This window comes from Xanthomonas citri pv. citri, assembly GCF_000961215.1.
GTDB lineage: Bacteria > Pseudomonadota > Gammaproteobacteria > Xanthomonadales > Xanthomonadaceae > Xanthomonas > Xanthomonas cissicola.
The window spans coordinates 4,880,371-4,904,707 of the sequence record NZ_CP008998.1 but is presented as its reverse complement, the minus strand read 5'-3'; the positions used below and the strand labels follow the sequence as shown (position 1 = coordinate 4,904,707).

The window sequence follows — 24,337 nt, the reverse complement described above, 5'->3', positions numbered from 1 at the left end:
GTATCTGAGGGTTTCCCCAGTGCTGCCGGAGATAATTTCCCATAAAAACCTGCCGCTTACCGGGGCGGATCCGGAACGACTGACCCGCAGCGTGGCTGGAAGTTGGCAAGCACGCAGCGCGAGCGGAACCAGCCCACCAAGCCCTAGTCAGGTGCAAATGAAAGCTGGCGCCTCCAGACCAGTGGCTTGCTCTCTCGCTGCTTGTCCGGGAAGAAGAGGGAAAGGTAGCCTGCGGCGATGGCGCGGTCGCGGAGTTTCAAGCCAACCCCCTCTGCTGTCACGACAGAGACTTCGGTCACCTTGCCTTGCGCGTTGACTTTCATATCCCACTCAAGGCTGCCAAGCCATTCCCGTGGTGGAATCGAAGCATCATAGTTAGGACGCCCCACGACATAAGGTGTTCCAGGATCCTTAGAAAGTGGTGAGTCCTCGAGCCTGGCATTGACCTGTATCGTGCTTTCCCCAGCGCGCCCATCGCCTGCTTCCGCTCTGAACGTCCATAGGCCAAGCGTGCCGTCCTTGCCTAGATCGGCGCTATAGCAATGCTTGACGCCCCGGTAATCGGGATACTTGTGGCTCGATACTTCCTGTCCGGTTGCGTCGAGCACCGTCAACACCAAGCCATGCACGTCGGTATCGGCAAGATCGGTTGCGACGCATACCTGATGATCGTGCTTACCATCGGTCAAGAACTGGATGGTCTGCTGGCGTACGATTGAATGAGGCGGCTGGGCGTCCCAGAGAAATTCGATATAGACACTCTTATCTGCTGCACTTGCCACGCAGGAAATAGTTGCTAACGCTAGAAAAGTCCAAGGAGTTCTCTTCATAGATATCCAGATCCTCAAATACAGCAGTCACGCTGCGCGACCCGCCACGTACATCCAGACGACCTCGTTCAAAGAGAGGGCCAGGGGGCGTGGGGCTGCGACGTAATACCTGGGCAGGTAAGCAGGTTGCGATGTGCAGATGACCTATCGCCACACATTAGAGACGGGTCGGAATTGATCCTAGAATTTCGTTGCTCGATCTGCGAGGCGTGGGCTCGTAATCAATAATGGCGTATGCGCAACTAAGGCGCGCCCAACTCTGGAGCCGCTGGACGCGCCCACCAGTAGTCGGATCAAGATCGCCCAACTACCGATTGTTGCGCTGCCTCAGGCGGAGCCGGGATCAGTCTTCGGCGTACATTTGCTCTGGTCCTTCCATGAATTGGTCGGCGTCGGGTTCGTGGCGCCGCCTGCAACCTGGCCTACTTCATCCCGAGAAAGGACCCGTGCAAGCACACGTCCCGTTTCAGTAGCATTCTTACGGTTTTTCGTGACATCAGCATTGCTCATTTCATCGACTCCAGTAAGTGCGCAGGTAATGCTGCGCGTCAACGCATGGACCATCCATGCGAATAGCGAACCAAATTGATGCGCTAATGCATCAATACTCAGGGAAAAACCAACTCAGTTTCCAATCCCGAACGTTTAGCATCTTCGTAGGCTTCTCTCAGAGTAAGCGGTTGGGAAACTGGCTCATACTCGAATTGTGGATCTGCGCGCTCGACGAACTGGCAGAACGCCTCAGTGAGCGGGATACTCTGGCACCATGTCTCAATAAACATGAACTGCCCGGCTTCATTGACCTCTAGGAAGATCCATTGATCATTCTCATCAATGATGAAATCAAATCCGCCACTGACAATGTCGAGCCGCTCCATGAGGTTGAGACATTTGTGGTAAATTTCTTCGGGGAGAACTGCCGGCGCACACGCCTTGATGCCGCCTTGTCCTATTCTCCAGTCGAGGTCTCCACCGCTCAGCGTGTGGGACTCAATCCTCACCCCGCCGTAGAAACGGCCAAAGAACTGGATGCGTGCTTCATACTTTTTCGGAACCTTGGTTTGGAATATCCCTGGAGTTGCAGCTAGCAGGCTATTCTCGGGCAATAGCTCTGCCGTCACTTTCGCGGTAAATGTCTGGGTCACTGAGCCTTGCTCTTGCCACAGATAGCCGGTTAATGGCTTGTAGATATGTTCCCCAGTACTTTCAATGAAGGCACGAATTTCCTTAGGTTTGTTGCTAATCAGCGTTCGCGGAATGAGCAGCCCAACAGTTTGCGCCATCAAGAGCTGATGAATCTTCAACTCACAGGCGTCTGCGCTAATACCCTTATTAATCCAGAACGCCTTTCTAAAGAGCGACTTGTGCGCATGGAACGCCGCATCCAGCTCCATCTGGACGAACTGACGATCCCTGACGTCGATGACTTTCGGAACTTCCGGCACACGCCGACGCCTGTCCAGACGACACCGATATCATCTTCATTAAAGTTATGCTCCCCTGTGCTGATTTTTACATCCGCATGCCTTTCTGCATAGCTGATACTCACCGAAGATTTTGTGGGATAGTCCTCGGCATTCCATCGGATGACGCGACTGCCGCGCCTAGACAGTGCTTGCCCAAAGACGGCTGCATGGAAATCCCCGTCGAGAGAATTGATCAGTACGGCTTTTTTGTAGGTATCACGCATGTCTGTCCTCGCATCCTTTCATTGCACCCGCAATTCTCAGCGCAAGCTTGCGGCCCCCAAAGAGACGGAAACAACCTAAGCAACTGGCGTTTTTAAGCACCTTTCCCTTCATTGCATGACAAAAAATAATTTTGGTATTGAATTGATCGTGGTGTTTAAGTGCAGAAAGCGGAACGTGCATCTATTTGCGACTCGCGAGCCATAACACAGCGAGCTCAAGCGGAGCAACTGGCTTAGCTAAATCCTGTCTAATTCCGACGAGACAGAACGGCGGTGAGAGTGTAAAAAAAGCGTTAAAGTGATCTCGGCTCAAAGGAGGTTGCGCCGCCCGTATAGTCGCGTCTGCTCACATTTTTTAGCCCTTCACGCCAAGGCTGGGTATCCTTTGCAGATGCTTAAAGTCGCGTTTGCTCTTTTCTTGCTGTGCACCCTGTTCGTTCCGCTGCAAGCGGTTGCTCGGGCAACCATCGACAAGATCGAAATCAAGGGGTTGGACGACGGCGACGACGCCGAGATGATCGAGAACATCCAGGTCTCCCTGTCTCTGTATGAGGCCGTGGGCAAGGAGCAGGGCGAGTCGCGTCTGGAATATCTGTTGGCACAGGCCGAGCGGCAGACGCGTGAGGCGCTGGAGCCGTTTGGCTATTACTCGCCGACCATTACGCTGGCCGCACCACGCGCCGGCGACAAAGTGACCGTGGTGATCACGGTGGATCGTGGCGAGCCGGTGCGGGTGCGCACCTCGCATATCTCCATCACCGGCTGGGCCGAGCAGGACCGCTATCTGGGCCAGGATCTCAAGCAGTTCGAGCCGCGCGAAGGCCAGGTCTTCAGCCATCCGCAGTACGAAGCCAGCAAGGTCCGCATCACCCGGCGTCTGGCCGAGCGTGGCTACTTCGATGCCGACTTCACCCAGCGCCGCGTTGCGATCACGCGTGCCGAGCATGCGGCCGACATCGATCTGAATTGGGACAGCGGCCGCCGCTACGACATGGGCAAGGTGCGCTTCGACTACGACTACTTCCGCGATGGCCTGTTCGACCCGCTGGTGTACTGGGACGAAGGCAGCTACTACCACGAAGGCAAGCTTGACCGATTGCGCGAGTCGCTGACCAAGCTGGATTACTTCAGCACCATCGATATCCAACCCAAGCCCGAAGAGGCGGACGACCAGGGCTGCGTGCCGGTGGACGTCAAACTCACCCGCGCCAAGCGCACGGTCTACACCTCCGGCTTGAGCTACGGCAGCGAAAGCGGCGCCGGTGTGCGCGGTGGCGTGGAGCGGCGTTACGTGAACGCGCGCGGCCACAAGATGGACACGCAGCTGGATTACGCGCAGAACCGCAAGAGCCTGACCACCAGTTACCGCGTGCCGGCGTTCCGTTGGCTGGATGGCTGGTACACCGCCTCGGCGCGGCTGTACGACGAGCAGACCGAGTACATCGACCTGCGCAACGTCAAACTCACCGGCAGCCGCAGCGGCCAGATCAACGAGCGCTGGAGCGCGATCGCCTCGATCAACGCCTTGCGCGAGCGTTGGCGTTTCAGCAGCGGCGACGATTTCGAAGGCGCGGTGTACGAGACCTCCACACTGATCTATCCGCAACTGCAGGCCAACTACGTCAATGTCGACGACCGGCTGTTTCCGCGCAGTGGCGTGTCGGCGCAGATGTTCATTCGCGGCGGCGCCGAGGGTGCCGGCTCCGATACCAACTTCGGCCAGCTGTATGGCCAGCTGCGCTGGTTTCTGGGCGCTGGCGACAATGGCCGGTTGATCCTGCGCGGGGAAGGCGGCACCACCTGGACCAGCGACCTGGTGGCGATGCCGCCGAGCCTGCGCTTCTTCGCCGGTGGCGCCAACAGCATTCGCGGTTATGCGTTCCGCGAAGTCGGCCCACGCACGCCCAAGCCGGACGAATTCGCGCTGGGTGCCAAGAACGTGGTCACCGCCAGTGCCGAATACGAGCATTACCTCAAGGGCGGCCCCTGGGGCGGGGCGGTGTTCGTCGATGGCGGCAGCGCCTTCGATGACCGGCCGGACTGGCACACCGGTATCGGCTTCGGCCTGCGCTGGCGCTCGCCGGTGGGCCCGGTGCGCGTGGATATCGCACATGGCTTGAACGACCCCGACTCGCAATTCCAGCTCTACATCGATATCGGGGCCAACCTGTGAGCGCACCCTCACCTACGCCGCCGGCACCGCGCCCGCGCTTCTATCGCCGGCGCCGGTTCTGGGTGGGCTCGGGCCTGACCGTGCTCGGGCTGGTGCTGCTGGCCTTGATCGCGATCTACTGGCTGCTGCAGACCGTGGCCGGGCGCGATGTGTTGCTGGCACAGGTCACCGCGCGCCTGCCGGTGGGCGCCACCTTTACCTATGGCAAGGTCGAAGGCCCGGTAGCCGGCCCGCTGACCTTGCGCGATGTGGATTTCCATTATCAGGACATCCACTTCACTGCAGAGCGCGTGTATCTGGAGCCGGACCTGCGCCCGCTGCTGGGGCGCAAGCTGCAGCTGGATGCGGTGCAGGTGAGCAATGCCACGTTGAACCTGGGCAAGAGCGAGGAACCGTTCACCCTGCCCAGCTGGCCCGAGTCGCTACCGCAGATCAATGTGCCGCTGGCGATCCAGGCCGACAAGATCGATGTGCAGAACCTGCGCATCACCCAGCTGCAGCAGCCGATGATCGTGCTGCACAAGGTGCAGGGCGGACTCGATGTGGCTACGGGCGAGCTGCGCACGCGCGATCTGGTGATCGACACCGACATGGGCGACTTCCGCCTGCACGGCGATTACCTGCCCAACGACGATTACCGTGCCGACCTGACCGCCACTGCGGTGCTACCGGCCGCACGCGGGCGCACCCCGGCCAGCCTGGGGCTGGTGGCACGCGGGGATCTGGACAAGATGGAAGTAGCCATCGCCGGCCGGGCGCCGGCGCCGCTGCAGGCCAGCCTGGTGTTCACCGGCCGCGACGACCCGACCTGGGCGTTCAAGGCCGTGACCGAAGCACTGGATACCTCGCTGTTGATTCCGGCCGCCGAGGGTCAAGCCAATCCGCCGGCCACGCCGATCGCGCTGAACCTGCAAGCCTCCGGCAAGGGTGGCAACGCCGATCTGCACGGCAGCCTCAAGCAAGGCGAGCTGAGCGCCACGCTGCAGCCTTCGCATATCGCCCTGGCCGACCAGGTCCTCACCGTCGAACCGTTGGTGATCGACACCTTCGAAGGCCGCACGCAATTGCGTGGTACCGCCGATTTCCGCGACACCCAGAATCCGAGTTTCCGGTTTGCAGTCAACGCCAGCGGCCTGCGCTTCACCCCGGCCGCGGATCCAGCCACGCCCGACGCGCCGCTGGTGCCGGTGGAGTTGCAAGACGCGCGCCTGGGCGTGGCCGGCACGTTAAAGGCCTGGGCCGCGATCGGCCGCGCCACCGTGGAGCGCGATGGTCAGCAGGCCGAGTTGGTCTTCGACAGCCGTGGCAACGACCGAGGTGCACAGCTCAAGCAGGTGCAGGCGAAAACCCCGGGCGGCTCGCTGGATCTCACCGGTGAAGTGGCTTGGGCGCCGGCGCTGCAATGGGATGTCAGCGCGCAACTTGCCAAGTTCGATCCGGGTTATTTCGCGCCGGGCTGGAACGGCAACCTGTCCGGCAAGATCGCGTCCAAAGGTCGCCAATTGCCGGCCCCAGCCGGCGGCGTCTCGCCGGGGTTCGAGGCCACTGCGGAAATTCCCAGCCTGACCGGGCAGCTGCGTCAACGCGCGCTGTCGGGCAATGGCAAGTTCGCGTTGCGCGGCCAACAGGGCGAAGGCGAACTGCAGCTGGCGCTGGGCAATAGCCGCATCAACGCCAAGGGCAAGGTGGGCGACCAGCTCGATATCGCCGCGCAGCTGCAGCCGTTGCAGCTGGACGACGTGCTGCCCGGCGCCACCGGCGTGGTGCGCGGGCAGCTGCAGGTCAGCGGCAAGCGCGACGCACCCGACATCACCGCCGACATTGCCGGCAACGGCCTGCGGTGGGACACCTATAGCGCCCAGAACATCAGCCTGCGTGGCCGGCTACCGTGGCGCGGCAGCGATGGCCAACTGGCCTTGCAAGGGACCGCCATCGAAGCCGGTGTGGTGCTCGACAGCGTGCGCGTGCAGGCGCGCGGCGCGGTGGAGGCCCTGCGGCTGGATGCCGACATCGCCAACAGCATGGCCAGCGTCGCCCTGCAGGGCGATGTGCGTCGCAACGGCGAGCGTTGGCAGGGCCAGGTCGCAACGCTGCGCATCGCACCGGCCAAGGGCGATGCCTGGTCGCTGCGCCAACCGGCGCAGTTCAGCACCGATGGCGCCGCGTTTACCTTGTCCGACACCTGCCTGGGCGCGGCCACCGGCGGCGCACTGTGCGCCAGCGCCAATTGGCCGCGCGAGGGCATGGTGGTGCACGGCGACGCATTGCCGCTGTCGCTGGTGCAGCCGTGGCTGCCCAAGCAGGAAGGTCGGCAGATCTATCTGCGTGGCGAACTGTCGCTGGACGGCAGCTTCAAGCCACGCGGCAATGCCTGGGAAGGCAGCCTGCGCATCGCGTCGCCCGAAGGCGGCATTCGTTTGGGCGAAACTCGTTACGCTGCAGTGGCCGGCAATCCCAATCGCGGCGAGTTGCTGCGCTACGACCAATTCAGCGTGCAGGCCGATTTCACCCAGCAACAGATCCAGGGCAAGCTCGGTATCGGTTTCCAGGGCGCCGGCTTTGTCGATGCCAAGTTCAATACCGGCTGGGATGCGTACGCGCCGCTCAACGGCGAGCTGTATCTGAATATGTCGCGGCTGTACTGGCTTGAGCTGGTGATTGCCGACGTGGTGCGGCCGAAGGGGTTGGTCGAAGGCCACGTGAGCCTGCGCGGCACCCGCGACAAACCGCTGCTCGGCGGCGATGCGACCCTGAGCGATTTCACCGCCGAATACCCGTCGATGGGTTTGACGCTGAGCGAGGGCAAGGGCCGCTTCGACGCGTTGCCGGATGGTTCGGCCAAGATCACCGCCTCGGCCAAGTCCGGTCCCGGCACGCTCACCGTCGATGGCGGATTGTCGTGGTTCGGGACCAGCACCCCGCTGCTGCTCAATATCCGCGGCGACAACGTGCTGGCCTACAACACCAGCGAGCTGCGCATCATCGCCAACCCGGACATGCAGTTCGGCATTACCGACAACACCATGCAGTTGCGCGGCAAGGTCACCGTGCCCGAAGCGGATATCGACCTGGAACGCCTGGACCGTGGCACCTCGGTGTCCGAAGACGTGGTGGTGCTGGACCCGGTGGACCCGGAACAGACGCCCGCATCGCCACTGGATATGGACCTGGCGATCGTGCTCGGCGACAAGGTCAACATGAGCGGCTTCGGCCTCAAGGGTGGGCTGAGCGGGCAGATGCAGATCCGCGCGCGCCCTGGCCGCGAAATGACCGCCAATGGCGGGCTGGATGTGCGTGGGCGCTACAAGGCTTATGGCCAGGATCTGACCATCACCCGTGGCCAGCTGACCTGGAACAACAACATCGTCTCCGACCCGCGCGTGAGCCTGCGCGCCGAACGCAAGATCGGCGATGTCACCGCCGGCATCGACGTCAGCGGCCGCGCCGAATCGCCGCGTGCCGATGTGTGGTCCGAGCCGGCGATGTCGCAATCCGAAGCGCTTTCGTACCTGGTCCTGGGCCGCGGCCTGTCCACCGCCAGCAGCGACGAAACCCAGCAGGTCAGCGCCGCCTCGGCGGCACTATCGGCCGGCAGCAGCCTGATCGCCTCGCAGATCGGCGCCAAGCTCGGCCTGGACGAAGCTGGCGTCAGTCAATCCAGCACGTTGGGCTCGGTGGTCGGTTTCGGCAAGTATCTCTCGCCCAAACTCTACGTCGGCTACGGCGTGTCGATGGTCGGCGGCGGCTCGGTACTGACGCTCAAATACCTGCTCAGCCGCGGCTTCGATATCGAAGCCGAATCCAGCACCATCGAGACCAAGGGGTCGGTGAACTGGCGGCGGGAGAAGTAGGCGACGGTGAGCTGGTAGAAACTGCTGGTCCTTCTGCGGCGTCTGCTGCCGTTAGTGTGCAGCTTTTGTTGCATGGATGGAGGATCACACCGGTTGCATCTGCTTTACCTTCGCTGCGCATCGGCATCAATGGCGCGTTGGACCGTTTCAACGCGCCATTACGCACTCTTTATGCTCGCGCACTGGCGTGCGGATAGCCCCTTTATGCCCGCCAGGCCTACCTTGGCACTCCCGCACTGTGGTGCGTTGAGCCGAACACGATGTGTATCCTGATTTTGCGCGGTCCTCAGGCCGATCCGGCACCGTTGGTGCCGATGCAACTGCCTGCGTGCGCTGGGCGTGCGTTGCGCACGCTGGCGTGTGCCGATGTGGATCGCTTGATTGCCGAGCTGCATGCGGCCGGTGGCGATGCCGAGGTGGAGCTGGTATTGCTGGATTCGGGCGATCTGCCCTTGTCCGAGCGCAGCTGCGCGCGCGCCTTGCGGGCAGCGGTGGACGCGTTGCCGACGCCGTATATCGAGCTGCATACCCATGCCGATCAGGAACTGGAGCCGTGGCTGCATGCGCAGCATGCGCCGTTGGCGGTGGTGATCACGCCGCACGATGCGCCGCGTGCGTATGCGATGTCGCTCGGCATTGCCGCACGGTGTCTGCCGTCGCTGCACGCGCCATTGCGCGTTGCTGCCTGAGGAGGTCGCCATGTCGATCATGATCATGCGTGGGCCGGAGGCGGCCACGCCGCTGGTGCGTGGGCCGCAGCCGTTGCCGCGCGCCGTCATTCGCCAATTGGTGGCGTGTGCCGGGGACGCGGGCAGGACGGTGGCCTTGCGTGCCTGTGGCTCGGAACAGGAACTGCTGGATGCGCTGCGTGTGGCCGCCCAGGCGCGGATGGAGATCGCGCTGATCGATCCGGGCAGTTGCGTGGACAGTGCGCGGTTGCATCGCGTGCTCAGAGACCTGCCTTACCCCTATGTGGAAACGCACGACGACAGCGTGGACCGTCCGGAGCGCTGCCTGCCGCACGGTCTGGGGCAGTGCATCGCCACGGTGCGTGGCTACTGCGCGCAGAGCTATCTGTTGGGGCTGGAGATCGCGCTGGAACATCTGGGCTGCACGGAGATCCAGGGCGATGTCCACGTCGGGACCTGAGCGGCGCCAGCTGCATTACTTCGCCGATTACGAGGGCTACTGCGATGGTCGGCCGGTGCTGTGGGGGCAACTGGCGCATAGCGTGGACGTGTCGGCCGAGGGCGAGCTGGACGCAGCCGCCCTGGTGCGTGCGCTGCGCCGGCGTGCGGCCGAGGCGCACGGCCTGGAAGCAGGGCAGATTCGCCTGTGCCAGGTCACGCGGTTATAGCTGCAAGCTTGGAGCAGCTACAACAGAGTGTGCGCAGCCGCTAGGCGGGTGCTGCACGACGTCCGTACCCGCCTGGCAACCACTGGCGATTTTCTGCTTGCCGCGCTGTGCTTGGCGCGTGGACGTAGCGTCATCGCTGCAGACGATCCCGCACCGCATTGCGGCCTACTCCTTGCAGCGCTTGCAGCCACACCAGCCCAACAACAATCACTGAAAGACACTGCCGCCCGAAGGCGGCAGTGTCGTGTGCAGACAGGACGCGTCACTGCCGTCCTGCAGACGCCGCTTACTTGGCTGCCGCGTTATCGGGCACGAACTTGGTCAGCTGGTTGCCTGTGGCCGCGGTGCCGAAGTTGAAGCGGCCGTAGCCGGCGCCCCAATACAGCGCGCCGTTTGCGATGGCCGGCGAACTGATCACCGAGCCGCTGGCGTTGTAGTTCCACACGGTGGCGCCGGTGTCGGCGTCCAGTGCGACCATATTGCCGGCCATCGAGCCGGCATACAGCAGGTTTGGCGACACCGTCAGCGAACCCTGGCCGCCCGCCGGCACGGTCGGATTCACCGGGTTGATGCCGGGCACCTTGACCTGCCACTTGATCTTGCCGGTTGCCGCGTCCAGCGCGGCCCACGAACCGCCGTTATGGGTCTGCACGTTCGCCGGCCCCAGCGTATAAGTCGCGTTGGAGTTGTTGTTGATGGCCACGTAGATCTGCGACTTGTACGGGTCGAACGCGGTACCCCATTCCACGCCACCGGTGGTGCCGCCGGGGCCGACCTGGGTCGACCAGACCTTGGCGCCGGTCTTGGCGTCGAAGGCCCAGTAGATGCCGCTCTTCTGACCAGCGCCGACCAACTGCTGCAACCTGCCGTTGCGCGGCACGGCAAACAGTTGCACGCCAGCACCGCCAAAGTCGTAATCCGGGCCGGTCAGGTTGGTTGCCTGCGTGTTGGGGCACAGACCGTTGGTCGGCGCCACGACGCAGGACAGGTTCCACGCATCGTACCCCTGTGCACGGTTGGCCCAGACTAATTTGCCGGTATCCAGATTTAACGAAATCACCGAACCGACGTAGTTGTCCGGCGCCATGCAGTCGAGCTCATCCTGCACGGTGAGTTCGCTGCCGCGATAAGAGCGCGCGTTTGAAATGCAGTTACCCACGCCCTGCGGAATGTTGTAGTTGTTGCCGGTGCCGAAATACAGGCGACGGTTGATCGGGTCGATGGCCACCTGGCCCCACACCGAGGCGCCGGTGTAGCCCTCGGGCACGTTATAGAACTGCCATACCTTTTTGCCGGTGTTCAGATCTACCGCCACCACGCTGCCGCGGAAGCTGAAGGTGTGGTTGGCCGCCAGGTTGCCCCAGTCGCCGGAGGAGACGCCGACGTAGATGCGGTTGCCGTAGATGACCGGCGAGGAGGTGATGCGCGCCTGCGGGTTGGCTTCCACCGTGGTCTTCCACAGCAGCTTGCCGGTCTTCTTGTCCAGCGCCAGCAAGGTACCGGCGACCTGGTCGCCAACGATGATGCTCTTGGCGCTGATGGCCGGCGTGTTGCGCGTCACCGAGTTGGCGTTGCCGGTGTAATCGGACAGTTTGGCTTGCCAGTTCGGCTTGCCGGTTTGCGTGTCCACGCTATACAGCGTGCCACCCCAGTCGGGCACATACAGGGTGCCGCCTTCGACGCTGGGCGTGGCCGAGATGTCGCCGGTGGTGGTCAGCGTCCACGCCGGCTTGAGCGTCTTGGCGGTGGTGCGATTGATCTTCCACTCGCCCGGTGCGAAACGCGAGTTCAAGTAGCCGCCACCGGCGGTGGTCCAGTTGGTGGGGCTGGCGAAGGGAAGGTCTTGACCGAAGCTGCGCCAGACCTGGCCGGAGCGTGCGAATGCCTCGGTATCCAGGGACGATACCGGCTGCTGCGCGGTGGTGGCGCCAGACTGCGCCAAAGCCACGGCGCTGATGAGCAGGCAAGGAACGAGCGTCAAACTGCGGAGTCGCAAACGGCGTTTGGGGTTGGTCATCACGGCATGTCCTAGATGGAAGGAAGCGCTGGATCCCCCCGGATCGGCTGACCGAACGATGGACGATTGACATGACCGCGCAACACTTGCGCAGCGCTGCATTCAGACAATGGTCGGGTCCGTTCGCATCTGGTGCGACCAGCTTGAAAAATTTGCGTTCAATCGGTTCGCTATTCGCACCAATCGTGATGATTCATCACTATTTCCTGTGTTGCGATAGAAAAAATGATTGATGCGGTCTTGGCCGAAGATGCGCCGATGATGGCGGTTTGCAAGAAGTAACCAGGAAATGTTGCGCAACCTTGGGTGTGGGCCTTTGCAACGGATGGACGCGATGGGGAAGGGCACGACGAACCCGGTGCGCGATGTCGGCGGTCGATTGCAGCGTTCTGCGGTATGTAGCGAATGGGGCTTATTGGCTCAGCACTGCGGCTGATTGCGCTGCGCGTTGCCTGTCGTACGGCGTGCGGAGGTGGCGAGATGCGCGATGCGGGTGGCCGTACCCTCATCCGCCCCTTCCGGGCACCTTCTCCCGGCGGGAGAAGGGAATGGCGCGTTGCTGATGCGGTACTTTTCTGCGGCATGCGGCCGCGTGGATGCGCGCTGGATGCGCAAGCTAGCGCGACAGGTTTGGCGCTGCGCCGTTGTGTCTTGCCCTCTGTGCACTGCGGTAATGCTGCGCGTCGCGCTATCGCTACGGGTTGTCCATCGGCACGGAAGCGGTAGCCTCGTGACGCACAACGCACAACGCACAACGCACAACGCACAACGGCCTAGGCGGCACTCACCGTAGGCATCACGCACGTCGTGTGCGTCCGCTTACACCCGCTCCGATGCACGTGAAGTATGTTGCACTGCGGCAGGATCGATCGCTGCCAGCTGTGCGATCGCATCCTGCACAACCGCAGGCACGCTGGCATCCACGTCCACCGACACCACGTCCGCTTCGTCCAGCGGCAGCTCCAATGTCTGCAGCTGGCTGTCGAGCAATGTGGCTGGCATGAAGTGGCCTGCGCGGGTGCTCAGGCGGGCGGCGATCACGTGCGGGGCTGCGTGCAGGAACACGAAGCGCATCGGCACGCCGCTGTTGCGCAGCAATTGGCGATGCGCGCTACGCAGACCGGAGAAGGCCAGCACCACCGATTCGCCGGCCTGCACGCAATCGCGCAGCGTGGCCGACAGCAGTTCTACCCATGGCAGACGCATAGCGTCGGTGAGCGGTTGGCCGGCCGCCATCTGTGCGCGTGCTGCCACGCTGTGGTAGTCGTCTGCGTCCAGAAAACGGAAGCGGTAATGCGCTGCCAGCGCTTGTGCAATGGTGGTCTTGCCGCTGCCCGACACGCCCATCACCACGATGGCAAGCGGCGAAGCGGACGCGGGCGTGGCATGTGTGGCGGTGTCCATCACGTCAGGTTATATCTCTGGATCGATTCGGCATTCGAATGGATTTCACGTTGGCGGCAGCCGATGCGTGGTGTAGCGTCGGCGCTCCTCGCCAGGTGCGCGGGCACTCAGCGTAACGGCGTGCTCGGCCGGGTACAACGCATTTGAAGGTGTGTCGATGCCGTCATCGCCCGCAACGTCTCCTGCATCGGCGCGCCTGCGCTGGCGCGAAAAGCTGGGCTATGGCGCCGGCGATCTGGGGCTGAATCTGTACTGGGCCAACATCTCGGCGTTTTTGCTGATCTTCTACACCGACACCATGCACCTGCCGGCTGCTGCGGTCGGCACCATGATCCTCTTGACCAAGATCGCCGATGCGATCGCCGACCCGGCGATGGGCGCATTGGCCGACCGCACGCGTAGCCGGCTTGGCAAGTTCCGCCCGTACCTGCTGTGGGGCGCGCTGCCGATGGCCGCTGCCGGCGTGCTTGCCTACACCACGCCGGATCTGGACCACCATGGGCGCATGTGGTGGGCCACGATCACCTTCCTGGTGATGATGCTGGCCTACACGGTGGTGAGCATTCCGTACTCGGCATTATCCGGCGTGATTACCGCCGACAGCCAGCAGCGCACCGGCCTGATCAGCCTGCGATTCATCGGTGCGTTTGCAGGGACCACATTGGTCAATTACTTCACGATGGACCTGGTGCGCTGGTTCGGCGCAGGCAACGACGCGCTGGGATGGCAACGCACGATGATGCTGTACGGTGCGGTGGCGCTGGCGTTGCTCGTCACCGTGGCGCTGACCACGCGCGAACGCGTGCAGCCGCCGCCGCAACAACGCACACCGATTCGTCGCGACATCGCCGATCTGCTGCAGAACAAACCGTGGTGCGTACTGTTCGTGCTGTCGTTGATCATCATGATCACGATCACCATGCGCGGTGGTGCGGGCGTGTACTACCTCAAGTACTACGTACAACGCCCGGATCTGGTTGGCCTGTTTCTGGGCAGCTATTCGGTGGCCCTGGGCGTGGGTGCGGCCATCACGCCGCTGCTGACGCGGCGCTGGGACAAGCGCCAGCTGATGTTCTGGCTGATGGTGCTCGTCGGCCTGCTGAGCTGCGCGATGTTTTTCGTGCCGGCCGATGCGGTGTGGGCGGTGTTTGTCTTGAACATGCTGATCGGCCTGGCGCTGGGGCCGAAATCGCCGTTGGCGTTTTCGATGTATGCCGATAGCGCCGACTACACCGAATGGCGCACCGGCCGCCGTGCCACGGCGATGACGTTCGCCGCGGCGACGTTTTCGCAAAAGCTCGGCGGGGCATTGGCCTCGGCCGGCATTGCCTGGGTGCTGGCTGCGATGGGTTATGTCGCCAACACCGCGCAGTCCACCGGGTCGTTGACCGGCATCGTGCTGCTGCTGACCGTGATTCCAGGCGCGGTTGCACTGCTGGCGGCCTGGACCATGCGTTTTTATCCGCTGGACGACGGGCTGTTGAACCGCATCCAGCATGAACTGGCCGCGCGCAAGCGCGACGAACCGGAGCACCCCTGACCGTGTCTGCAACGCCCCACGCCACGTCCGATGCGCTGTCCAGCTTGATGGCGCCCAGCGCCGATGGCGCGCGCTATGCGCTCTACAGCCCTACTGCAATGCCCAATGCCAGCGGCTTCTTGTGGAACCGCCGCATGATGGTGCAGCTGACCTGCCGCGGTTATGCCACCGGCCAGTTCATGCAGCCGGAGCCATCGAAATACGCGCATGCGCCGATGCTGGAAGCGCGCAATTTCATGATGCCCGAGCAGCCGTACTACGCGCATCATCCTGGGCGGTTTTTCTATCTCAAGGACGAAGACACCGGCGCGCTGTACTCGGTGCCGCACGAGCCGGTGCGCGCGCAGCCGCAGGCGTTCGAATTCTCTGCCGGCAAGCACGATGTGCGCTGGCGGGTGCGCCACGACGATATCGTGGTGGAGTTGTGCGTTTCTCTGCCCACCGACGATGCGGTGGAGCTGTGGGAATGTCGTGTGCACAACGGATCCGGGCGCACACGCAGACTGAGCCTGTATGCGTATTTCCCGGTCGGCTACATGTCGTGGATGCATCAATCCGGCGGATACGAGCCGGCCTTGGGCGGGATCGTCTGCCGTAGCGTGGCGCCGTATCAAAAGGTGGACGATTACTTCCGCCAGCGCGATTTCAAGGATTGCACCTTCCTGCTGCACGAGCAGACGCCGGTCGCCTGGGACGCGCAGCAGATGGCATTCGAAGGCGAGGGTGGGTTGCACGCGCCTTCGGCCGTACAGGCCGAACAGCTGGGCAACCACGATGCGCACTACGAAACGCCGGCGGCCGCGTTGCAATACCGGCTGACCCTGGACGCCGATGCGGCCAGCGTGTATCGCTTCGCATTCGGGCCGGCCAAGGACGATGCCGAAATCGCCGCGCTGCGTGCGCGCTATCTGTCCGAAGCTGGTTTCGCCCAGGCGGCGCGTGCATATGCGGACTATCTGCAGGCCGGCCGTGGCTGCGTTCAGATCGCAACACCGGATGCGGCGCTGGACAATCTGGTCAACCACTGGTTGCCGCGCCAGGTGTTCTATCACGGCGACGTCAATCGCCTGACCACCGATCCGCAGACGCGCAACTATCTGCAGGACCATATGGGCATGGCCTACCTGCAGCCTGCCACCGCACGCGCGGCGCTGTTGCATGCCCTGTCGCAGCAGGAGCCCAGCGGCGCAATGCCGGACGGCATCTTGTTGGTGGAAGGCGCCGAGCTCAAATACATCAACCAGGTGCCGCATACCGATCATTGCGTGTGGTTGCCGATCTTCCTGAGCGCCTATCTTTCCGAAACCGGCGATACCAGCATCCTGGGCGCGCGCGTGGAAACCCATGACGGGCAGCGCCTGAGCGTGGCCGAGCGCCTGGATGCGGCCATGCAATGGCTGCTGGATGCGCGCGATGCACGTGGGTTGAGCTTCATCGCGCAGGGCGACTGGTGCGACCCGATGAACATGGTCGGCTGGCGCGGCAAGGGCGTGTCCGGCTGGCTCACCGTGGCCACCGCGTATGCAGTGCGCCTGTGGTCGGAGATCTGCACCGCGCAAGGGCGCAGCGTGCAGGCGCAGACATTCGGGGAGGCGGTTGCCGTCATCAACGCCGACGCCAACCGTGAGCTGTGGGACGGCAACTGGTACGCGCGCGGCATCACCGACGACGGGGTGCGCTTCGGCATCGCCGACGATGTGGAGGGGCGCATCTATCTCAATCCGCAGAGCTTCGCGCTGCTGGCCGGCACTGCCGATGCGCAGCAACGTGCGGCGCTGCTGGAGGCGGTGCGCGAGCAGCTGCACACGCCGTACGGCCCGGTGATGCTGGCGCCGGCGTACACGCACATGCGCGACGACGTGGGCCGGCTGACCCAGAAGTGGCCGGGTGCGGCGGAAAACGGTGCGGTGTACAACCACGCGGCGGCATTCTATCTGTACAGCCTTTACCAGATTGGCGAGGCCGACCGCGCCTGGGAGATCCTGCGCGCCCTGCTGCCAGGGCCGACACGCGAGGATGTGCTGCAACGCGGCCACCTGCCGGTGTCGCTGCCCAACTACTACCGTGGCGCGTGGCATCAGTATCCGCGTACGGCCGGGCGTTCGAGCCAGCTGTTCAACACCGGCACGGTGGCGTGGGTGTATCGCTGCGTGCTGGAAGGCCTGTTCGGGTTGGTGGGCGAGGGCGATGCGCTGGCGATCCGCCCGCAGCTGCCCTCGCATTGGCCGCAGGCGCGTGCGAGGCGCCAGTTCCGTGGTGCGGACTTCGACCTCACGCTGACGCGCGAGCCGGGCCGCACCGCGATGGAGGTGCTGGTGGATGGCGAGCTCTGTCCGGAGCAGCGCATCGGCAACATCGCGCGCGGGCAGGTGTATCGGGTCGAGGTAAGGCTGCCCGGTTGATGGCGGGTCGCTCGCCGTGTCAGCACTGGCGGCGGCAATGGGTGGCTGAAGCAGCGGGAGCGCGCTCGCGACGCCCTCCTGCCGGCTTGCGTCAGCGTGTCGGCCCTGGCCCCAGATAGGACGCAGGCACCGGCACGGTGCTCAGCACGAGCTTCTCCAGGACGATGTTGTCGTCGATCCTGAAGACCTTGATCGTGTGCCGACCCTTCGCCACCGCGCCCATCTGCACCGATACGAACACTGCATTGTCCCGTACCGCGGTTGCCCAGGCTTTTTCGGCGGGCGTGTTCTGCGCCCCGCCGGTCGGGTGCAGCTCCCAATTGACGGTGGTCACCGGACCGTCGTCGATGGAGACGCCGAGGCGGAGCGGCCCGCGGTTGGACGTCTCCAGTGTGGGCGCAAGATACAGGCCGAGCGTTGCAGGGCCCGGCGTGGAGACCACCACGTCGTACTCCACTGCGACACGGTCTTCGGCCGTGGTGGCAGGCTGCCCCTGCGGCAGCGCGACCAGGGCGCCCTGGGTGCGTCCCAGCGCGGGGATCGACGTCCATTGCAGCCCCTTGTTGGCGATGACCCGCGAGAACATGGGCGCTTCGAGCGAGAGGACCCCTGGCGTTTGCGGCGCAGGCGGTGCGAACGCGATGGAGCGTGCGATCCGGTCGGGCGGCGTATCGCCGCCGACGCGGCTGATCGAGGGCATGGACTGCTGGGTGGGGTCGTTCCAGATCACATAGCTCATGTGGACCTGATTCATCATGCCGTCCCATTTGCCGCCGTTGATCGCGTGGTAACGCTGTGTCAGGGCCTTATCGCGCTCGAAGGTGGTTTCGACCATGTCGGCGAAGTAATTGGCACGTGCATCGTTGCGTGCGGCCAGGCGCTTGTTCCATGCGGCCGCGTAATAGAGCTGGTAGAGATTGGAGACGGCCGCGATGGGGTATTCGATCAGCTGGTAATAGGCGTCTTGCTGGTCGGCGGGCAAACTCGCCTTGACGCCCAGCATGCGCTGCTCGAGCGCCTGCCATTGCGCAACGATCGCGCCGAACTCGCCGCCATCCAGCTTGGCCGGCGCACCTTCGCCCAGGGCGAAGCTGTCCTGATCGACCAATTCCGGCTTTCTCCGTGCAACCAACATGCTGTAGCGGGTGATCAGCTCTGCGATACGCGCGGCATGCGCCGCGTCGAACGATTCCTGCGCCCATTGCTGCGGATACGCCGCAAGTGCGCCGGGCGTCATCGCTTGCGGATTCCAGGCCATCTTCAGGAAAAAGCTCAGTGGATATTCCATCGGCTTGATATCGCCGACGTTGACCACCCACAGTTGCCGTGCGCCGCGTTGATAGGCCAGATCCATCTGCTGCCAGATCTTTTCGATCTGATTGGTATTGATCCATTTGTAGTTGCGCGGCACCCCCACATAATCGAAGTGGTAGTACACGCCATACCCGCCGGTGCGCTGCAGGTCGGTGACCGGAAGACGGCGGATCTGGCCCCAGTTGTCGTCGGAAAACAGCAGCGTGACATCGTCGGGAACCTGCATTCCGTGGTCGTAGTAGCCCTGCACTTCCTTGTAAAGCGCCCACACCTGCGGCGTTTGCGCGGCTGGCGCCTTCGTCACATCGGCAATGATGGCGCGCTGGTCGGCCACAACCTTTTCCAGCAAATGGCTGGCCGTGCTCTCGGCCATCGGTTCGTCGCCATCGCCGCGCATGCCCACGGTCACCAGGCTGTCGTAGCGTTGACCGCCGCCCTTGGACATCATCCGCGCAATGCCGCCCTTCCAGAAGGCGCGCAGGTTGGCGGCATTGCTGGTGTAGTCCCAGGCGCCGCCGCTGTTGGGAATGCTCTTGAGGTGCCACTCCTTCTGCGCGCGCATCATCGGCTCATGATGGGAGGTGCCCATGACGATGCCCATCTGATCGGCCAGCACCATGTTGTCGGGATCATCGACATTGAATGCCTTGCCCCACATCGCCGGCCACAGATAGTTGGCCTTCATGCGCAGGCCCAGCTCGAAGACATGCGCGTACATCTTCGCATTGACGCCACCGAATTTCTTCGTCGCCCAGCCCTTCAAGGCAGGGTCTTCGTCGTTGATGAACAATCCGCGGTAGCGCACCTTCGGCGCATCGGACACGCTGCCGCGGGTGATGAACAGGTTGGATCGATGCGCCGTTGCGACGTCGGCGAACCAGTACCACGGCGACACGCCAATCTTTTCCGAGACATCGTAGGTACCGAAGACCGCGCCACGGCGATCGGCGCCGACAATGACGAGCGCCCGATCGATCTGCGGCGTGGGGCGATCGACGACAATTTGCGTGTACGCCTCCCAGCGCTGCAGCAAGGCGCGCCTGTCGATTTTCCCGGCGGCGATGAGCGCATCGATGATCGGACTCTGGCCGAGCGTGCCAACGATCACGGCCGTTCCGCGGACGCCTGCCAGATCGGTGCTCACGTCACTGGTGCGGCCGGCAACCCGTTGCAGGTCGGCTGCGAAATTGTCGGCCGCCGATCGCACCGCGGAATCGGCCGAGGCATCGACCACGACCGTGGCAGGTGCTTCCGAGCGGATCAGCGCAAACGCACCGGCGCTGTCGCGTTCGCACACCGACACTGGCGTGGTACAGGCCCAGACACCGTCGGCGGCGAAGAGGCCGGCCACGATGATCAGCAGGGAGCGCATGCGCGACGGCGCACTCGACGAGATCTGGCTTCTTGCTTGAACGGTCATGGGCTCTCCACACATGCGGTGCTGGTTTCTGGATGGGTGCGACACGCGTATCGACGGCACTGCCAAGCGGCGGGCGCGGCCGATGCACCGCCGGTATGCGCCGCGCCTGCACGAGAGGGTGCGTTCCATCGCGTTGTGATGACGCGCATCGCGGTGAGGTGACTGCCGTCGCTGCAGTGCAGCAGTCATCGCATCACGCGGTGGCGCAAGCGATGGCGTTGCGTGGCAGGCACTGCTGTCATGCAAGACGACATCGAGCAACGAAACGCTTTGGGCACATCGTCCGACTCGAGGTGATCAGAAAGTACGTTGTGTTAGCGCTAACATCAAGCTGCCGGCAGGCGCGGCTGCTGGGTGTAGGCGGCCATGTCCCTGCGCAGGTAGTGCCTCTCGCGGCCCTGTTTTCGCCGATCGAGGCGATGGCAGCAGCGCGATTCAACCGCGCTGGCATGTGTGAGCAGACCATGGGCGCCGCACCGGTGGCGGCAAACCAACCACAGATATGCACGCAGTCCGCGCGGGCATGTTTGCGCGTCTGCGATGCCAATGCCCGCCAAGGCGGCGTCTGCGCATTCCACCAAGGCCTTGAGCAGCCCGGCAGGGCGAGCGCGCATGCCGATGCAAACCACACGGCAGACCCCGTCCGGCCCGGATGCCGCGCTTGCACCGCCAATGTGCGCGACTGCGTACACTCCACCGCTGGCGCTGCGCCACGTCGGAGGACATGTTGGTCTCGAGCTGGATCCTGTTGCTGGTGTCCCTGGGTTACGCAGCCCTGCTGTTCGGGGTGGCGTGGTGGGGCGACCGCCGCCCGCTGTATCCGGAGCGGCCGTGGCTGCGGCCGGCGGTCTACAGCCTGGCGCTGGCGGTGTATTGCTCGTCGTGGACCTTCTATGGCGCGGTCGGCTCGGCGGTGCGCAATGGCATCGGCTACCTGCCGATCTATCTGGGCCCGCTGCTGTTGCTGCTGTTCGGCTGGCGCATCATTGAGCGCCTGGCGCTGATCGCGCGCGCCGAAAATACCGTGTCCATCGCCGATTTCATCTCCTCGCGCTACGGCCGTTCGCGCCGGCTGGCCGCGTTGGTGGCGGTGATCGCGTTGATCGGCATCGTTCCCTATCTGGCCCTGCAATACAAAGCGGTGGCGATGAGCCTGGAGGTGTTGACCGGGCATAGCAGCGCCGGACGCGGCATCTTCGCCGACCCGGCGTTGTATGTGGCATTGCTGATGGCCTTGTTCGCCACCTTGTTCGGCACCCGCCAGGTGGATGCCACCGAACACCACCGCGGCATGATGCTGGCGATCGCGCTGGAGTCGGTGATCAAGCTGGTCGCCATCGTGGCGGTGGGGCTGTTCGCGTGGCTGTGGTTGAGCGAGCACCGACTGCATATCGCCGATTCGGCGCGCACGCTGTTCGAGCACACGCCGTCGGTGGGCTTCATTTCGCAGACACTGCTGAGTTTTCTGGCCGTGATCTGCCTGCCGCGCCAGTTCCACGTGGCGGTGGTCGAATGCAGCGACGTTGGCGATATCCGCCGTGCGCGTTGGTTCTTCGGCGCCTATCTGGTGATCATCTCGGCGATGGTGGTGCCGATCGCCTCGGCGGGCATCGCGTTGTTCGGCAAGGGCAGTGCGGTGGTGGACGATGCGGTGGTGCTGGCACTGCCGCTCAGCCAGGGCAATACGGTGCTGGCGCTGGTGGCGTATGTGGGCGGGTTTTCGGCGGCCACCGGCATGGTGATCGTGGCCAGCATCGCGCTGGCCACCATGGTCAGCAACGACCTGGTGATGCCGGTGCTGCTGCGTCGCCGCGGCAGCGCCGATGCGCGCGCGGCGGTGGCCTCGCGCGTGTTGTGGATTCGACGTGTTGCCATCCTGCTGCTGGCGCTCATTGCCTACGGATATCACCGCAGCGTCGCCAACGACACCACGTTGGCTGCGTACGGGCTGATGGCATTTGCCGCAGTGGCGCAATTTGCGCCCGGTGTGATCGGCGGGCTGTATTGGCGTGGTGCCAGCCGCAAGGGCGTGGAGACCGGCATGGCGCTCGGCTTCATGACCTGGATCTACACGCTGCTGCTGCCGGCGGCCACGCGCGCCGGCTGGCTACAGACGGACTGGCTGGTGGACGGGCCGTTCGGCATCGCCTGGTTGCAGCCGCAGCAGCTGTTCGGCATGCGCGGCTGGGACCCGCTGGCGCATGGCACGTTCTGGTCGTTGCTGATCAACGTGGGCGCGATGATGCTGGTCTCCGCGCGCTGGCGTCCCGGCGTGGACGAGCGGCTGCGTGCAGCGCCGTTTCTGGACCCGTACGCGCAGCGCCCGGCGGTGGCCGGCGACTGGCCGGGGCATGTGCGCGTGGCCGATCTGCAGGCGCTGGCCGAGCGTGTGGTGGGCGAACGGCACGCGCATCGCGCTTTCGTCGACCAGGCCTCGCTGCTGGAACGCGAACTGCAGCCCACCGTGGTGGCCGACCGCGCCTGGGTGCAGTTCACCGAACGCCTGCTCGCCGCCTCCATCGGCGCCGCCTCCGCGCGCCTGGTGCTGACCAGCCTGTTGCGCGGTTCGGGCATGGAACTGGGCGAAGTGGTGGCGGTGCTGGACGAAGCCGGCCAGGAGCTGCGCTTCAATCGCGAGATTTTGTCCACCACGCTGGAAAACATCAGCGCCGCGGTCAGCGTGGTCGACCCGGACATGCGCTTGACCGCCTGGAACCGGCGTTATCAGCAGTTGTTCGGCTATCCCGATGGCATGTTGTATGTGGGCCGGCCGGTGGCCGATCTGATCCGCTACAACGCCGAGCGCGGCGAACTGGGCGAGGGCGATATCGAAGACCAGATCGATCGGCGTATCCGGCATATGCGCGCCGGCTCGCCGCATGTGTTCGAACGAACCCGCAGCGACGGCAAGGTGATCGAGATGCGCGGCCAGGCGCTGCCGGGCGGTGGCTACGTCACCAGCTACAACGACATCACCGACTACAAGCGCGCCGAACGCGCGTTGCTGGACGCCAATGAAAATCTGGAGCAACGCGTCGCCGATCGTTCGCGCGAGGCCGAGCTGGCGCAACAATCCAAGACCCGCTTTCTGGCCGCGATCAGCCACGACGTGTTGCAGCCGCTCAACGCCGCGCGCCTGTTCGCCTCGGCCTTGCGCGAGAGCCATCAGAACAACGAAGAGCAACGGCATCTGGCCGAACGCGTGGATGCTTCGCTGCGTGCGGCCGAAGAACTGCTGGACGGCCTGCTCGACGTCTCGCGCCTGGATGCCGGTGGGTTGCGTCCCACGGTCGAGGATTTCGACGCCAGCGCGCTGATGCACGAGCTGGCCGCGCAATACGCGCCGGTGGCGGCCAGCCGTGGTCTTCAGCTACAGGTCCATGTGCGCGCGATCTGGGTGCGCAGCGACCGCCGTCTGCTGCGCCGGGTGATGCAGAACTTCCTGGCCAATGCGCTGCGCTACACGCGCCAGGGCCGCATCGTGCTGGGCATGCGCGGGCGCGGGCAGCAGGTGGAGCTGCAGGTGTGGGACACCGGCCCGGGCATTCCCGAACACCACATGCGGCAGATCTTCGAAGAATTTCGCCGCTATCAGCAGCCCTTCGATTGGGGCGAGCAGGGGCTGGGGTTGGGTCTGTCGATTTGCCAACGCATCTCGCGCCTGCTCGACCACGACCTGAGCGCGCGCAGCCAGGTCGGCCGCGGCAGCATGTTCTCGATCCTGTTGCCGCGTGTGGCGCCGGTTCCGGTGGCACCGCCCTTGCCGGCGACGGCTGCACGTGCATCGCGCAGTGGCGATTCGCTGGCCGGCCTGCGCGTGCTGTGCGTGGATAACGACCGCGAAATTCTCGATGGCATGCGCGCGCTGCTCGGCCGCTGGCAGGTGGAGGTGATCACCGCCAGCACCGTGGACCAGGCACTGGAACGTGCGCGCGAACAGCCGGACCTGATGCTGGTGGATTACCACCTGCACGACCGCATGGATGGCCTGGACACGCTCGATGCCGTGCAAGCCGCCGCACCGGCGCCGATCGCCGGCGCCCTGCTCACGGCCGACGGCCGCGACGAACTCAAGCAGCTCGCGCGCGATCGCGGTTATCGGTTGCTGACCAAGCCGGTGAAGCCGGCCTCGTTACGCGCGTTCCTGAGCGCCTACCACGATGCAAAAACACGCTGACAGGTGCATCGGGCCATCGCCGCGACTGCGGGGATGCACGCGGCATCGAGCAAGCATCCCATGATGCCGATCGCGTGCGGGTCGCAATCCCATGCAGCGTAGGAGCGCACCTGGGCGCGAGAGGCGTCATCGATAACGCCTCTCGCGCCCGGGTGCGCTCCT

15 protein-coding genes are annotated in these 24,337 nt (G+C 64.0%); 8 read left to right on the top strand and 7 right to left on the bottom strand.

Annotated features, from left to right (window positions below):
- Positions 1–143 precede the first annotated feature (143 nt).
- The 4 genes from AMD14_RS25430 to AMD14_RS25600 all read right to left on the bottom strand — a co-directional run bounded on the left by AMD14_RS25430 (position 144) and on the right by AMD14_RS25600 (position 2,520).
- Positions 144–830: a hypothetical protein gene (locus AMD14_RS25430; protein ID WP_234705907.1), complete on the bottom strand. Its 687-nt coding sequence runs from the start codon at positions 828–830 to the stop codon at positions 144–146.
- 327 nt (positions 831–1,157) lie between these two features.
- Positions 1,158–1,340, bottom strand: a complete 183-nt coding sequence (locus tag AMD14_RS24925; RefSeq protein WP_124632109.1) for a hypothetical protein — start codon at positions 1,338–1,340, stop codon at positions 1,158–1,160.
- Positions 1,341–1,438: 98 nt separating this feature from the next.
- A complete protein-coding gene (locus AMD14_RS25425; RefSeq protein ID WP_234909447.1) occupies positions 1,439–2,224 on the bottom strand; it encodes an MvdC/MvdD family ATP grasp protein in 786 nt (261 codons plus the stop codon).
- Entirely contained in the window at positions 2,131–2,520 is a 390-nt protein-coding gene (locus tag AMD14_RS25600) for an MvdC/MvdD family ATP grasp protein (RefSeq protein ID WP_327213051.1), read from the bottom strand. The genes AMD14_RS25425 and AMD14_RS25600 overlap by 94 nt, the downstream gene beginning before the upstream one ends.
- A gap of 391 nt (positions 2,521–2,911) precedes the next feature.
- Between AMD14_RS25600 and AMD14_RS21505 the strand changes: the two genes are divergently transcribed.
- The 5 genes from AMD14_RS21505 (at position 2,912) to AMD14_RS21485 (ending at position 9,901) form a co-directional block, all read left to right on the top strand.
- A complete protein-coding gene (locus AMD14_RS21505) occupies positions 2,912–4,693 on the top strand; it encodes an autotransporter assembly complex protein TamA (RefSeq protein WP_011052809.1) in 1,782 nt (593 codons plus the stop codon).
- On the top strand, positions 4,690–8,544 hold the full coding sequence (locus AMD14_RS21500; RefSeq protein ID WP_011052808.1) for a translocation/assembly module TamB domain-containing protein: 3,855 nt from the start codon (positions 4,690–4,692) through the stop codon (positions 8,542–8,544). Before AMD14_RS21505 ends, AMD14_RS21500 begins: the two co-directional genes overlap by 4 nt.
- 260 nt (positions 8,545–8,804) lie before the next feature.
- On the top strand, positions 8,805–9,233 hold the full coding sequence (locus AMD14_RS21495) for a hypothetical protein (RefSeq protein WP_003490144.1): 429 nt from the start codon (positions 8,805–8,807) through the stop codon (positions 9,231–9,233).
- Positions 9,234–9,243: 10 nt separating this feature from the next.
- A complete protein-coding gene (locus AMD14_RS21490) occupies positions 9,244–9,693 on the top strand; it encodes a 3-dehydroquinate dehydratase (protein ID WP_015463757.1) in 450 nt (149 codons plus the stop codon).
- The gene (locus AMD14_RS21485; protein WP_003490140.1) at positions 9,674–9,901 is read left to right on the top strand and encodes a hypothetical protein; all 228 of its coding nucleotides are present in this window, start codon (positions 9,674–9,676) and stop codon (positions 9,899–9,901) included. Before AMD14_RS21490 ends, AMD14_RS21485 begins: the two co-directional genes overlap by 20 nt.
- Before the next feature lie 286 nt (positions 9,902–10,187).
- Here the strand turns inward: AMD14_RS21485 and AMD14_RS21480 are convergent, their stop codons facing one another.
- Both AMD14_RS21480 and AMD14_RS21475 read right to left on the bottom strand, forming a co-directional pair.
- Positions 10,188–11,918, bottom strand: a complete 1,731-nt coding sequence (locus AMD14_RS21480; RefSeq protein WP_040259990.1) for an outer membrane protein assembly factor BamB family protein — start codon at positions 11,916–11,918, stop codon at positions 10,188–10,190.
- An 819-nt stretch (positions 11,919–12,737) separates the two neighbouring features.
- Positions 12,738–13,322, bottom strand: a complete 585-nt coding sequence (locus tag AMD14_RS21475) for a gluconokinase (protein ID WP_005914567.1) — start codon at positions 13,320–13,322, stop codon at positions 12,738–12,740.
- Between the two features lie 157 nt (positions 13,323–13,479).
- Here AMD14_RS21475 and AMD14_RS21470 point away from each other — a divergent pair, with 157 nt between their 5' ends.
- Together AMD14_RS21470 and AMD14_RS21465 are read left to right on the top strand one after the other, a co-directional pair.
- Entirely contained in the window at positions 13,480–14,862 is a 1,383-nt protein-coding gene (locus tag AMD14_RS21470; protein WP_011052801.1) for an MFS transporter, read from the top strand.
- A 2-nt stretch (positions 14,863–14,864) separates the two neighbouring features.
- Positions 14,865–17,264, top strand: coding sequence for a GH36-type glycosyl hydrolase domain-containing protein (locus tag AMD14_RS21465; RefSeq protein WP_029829669.1), 2,400 nt, complete (start codon positions 14,865–14,867; stop codon positions 17,262–17,264).
- Between the two features lie 91 nt (positions 17,265–17,355).
- Here AMD14_RS21465 and AMD14_RS21460 read toward each other — a convergent pair whose 3' ends face one another.
- Positions 17,356–19,998 carry a glycosyl hydrolase 115 family protein gene (locus AMD14_RS21460; protein ID WP_040107701.1) on the bottom strand — a complete coding sequence of 881 codons (2,643 nt, stop codon included), beginning with the start codon at positions 19,996–19,998 and terminating at the stop codon, positions 17,356–17,358.
- Positions 19,999–20,722: 724 nt separating this feature from the next.
- On the opposite strand from AMD14_RS21460, the gene AMD14_RS21450 reads away from it, so the two are divergent.
- Positions 20,723–24,175: a hybrid sensor histidine kinase/response regulator gene (locus AMD14_RS21450; RefSeq protein WP_171843851.1), complete on the top strand. Its 3,453-nt coding sequence runs from the start codon at positions 20,723–20,725 to the stop codon at positions 24,173–24,175.
- Positions 24,176–24,337 lie beyond the last annotated feature (162 nt).

Coding starts and splice junctions, on each gene's coding strand:
- AMD14_RS21470 (WP_011052801.1), top strand. CDS start 13,480: ATGCCGTCATCGCCCGCAACGTCTCCTGCATCGGCGCGCCTGCGCTGG.
- AMD14_RS21480 (WP_040259990.1), bottom strand. CDS start 11,918: ATGACCAACCCCAAACGCCGTTTGCGACTCCGCAGTTTGACGCTCGTT.
- AMD14_RS21490 (WP_015463757.1), top strand. CDS start 9,244: ATGTCGATCATGATCATGCGTGGGCCGGAGGCGGCCACGCCGCTGGTG.
- AMD14_RS21460 (WP_040107701.1), bottom strand. CDS start 19,998: ATGACCGTTCAAGCAAGAAGCCAGATCTCGTCGAGTGCGCCGTCGCGC.
- AMD14_RS21475 (WP_005914567.1), bottom strand. CDS start 13,322: ATGGACACCGCCACACATGCCACGCCCGCGTCCGCTTCGCCGCTTGCC.
- AMD14_RS21485 (WP_003490140.1), top strand. CDS start 9,674: ATGTCCACGTCGGGACCTGAGCGGCGCCAGCTGCATTACTTCGCCGAT.
- AMD14_RS21505 (WP_011052809.1), top strand. CDS start 2,912: ATGCTTAAAGTCGCGTTTGCTCTTTTCTTGCTGTGCACCCTGTTCGTT.
- AMD14_RS25425 (WP_234909447.1), bottom strand. CDS start 2,224: ATGGAGCTGGATGCGGCGTTCCATGCGCACAAGTCGCTCTTTAGAAAG.
- AMD14_RS24925 (WP_124632109.1), bottom strand. CDS start 1,340: ATGAGCAATGCTGATGTCACGAAAAACCGTAAGAATGCTACTGAAACG.
- AMD14_RS25600 (WP_327213051.1), bottom strand. CDS start 2,520: ATGCGTGATACCTACAAAAAAGCCGTACTGATCAATTCTCTCGACGGG.
- AMD14_RS25430 (WP_234705907.1), bottom strand. CDS start 830: ATGAAGAGAACTCCTTGGACTTTTCTAGCGTTAGCAACTATTTCCTGC.
- AMD14_RS21450 (WP_171843851.1), top strand. CDS start 20,723: ATGTTGGTCTCGAGCTGGATCCTGTTGCTGGTGTCCCTGGGTTACGCA.
- AMD14_RS21495 (WP_003490144.1), top strand. CDS start 8,805: ATGTGTATCCTGATTTTGCGCGGTCCTCAGGCCGATCCGGCACCGTTG.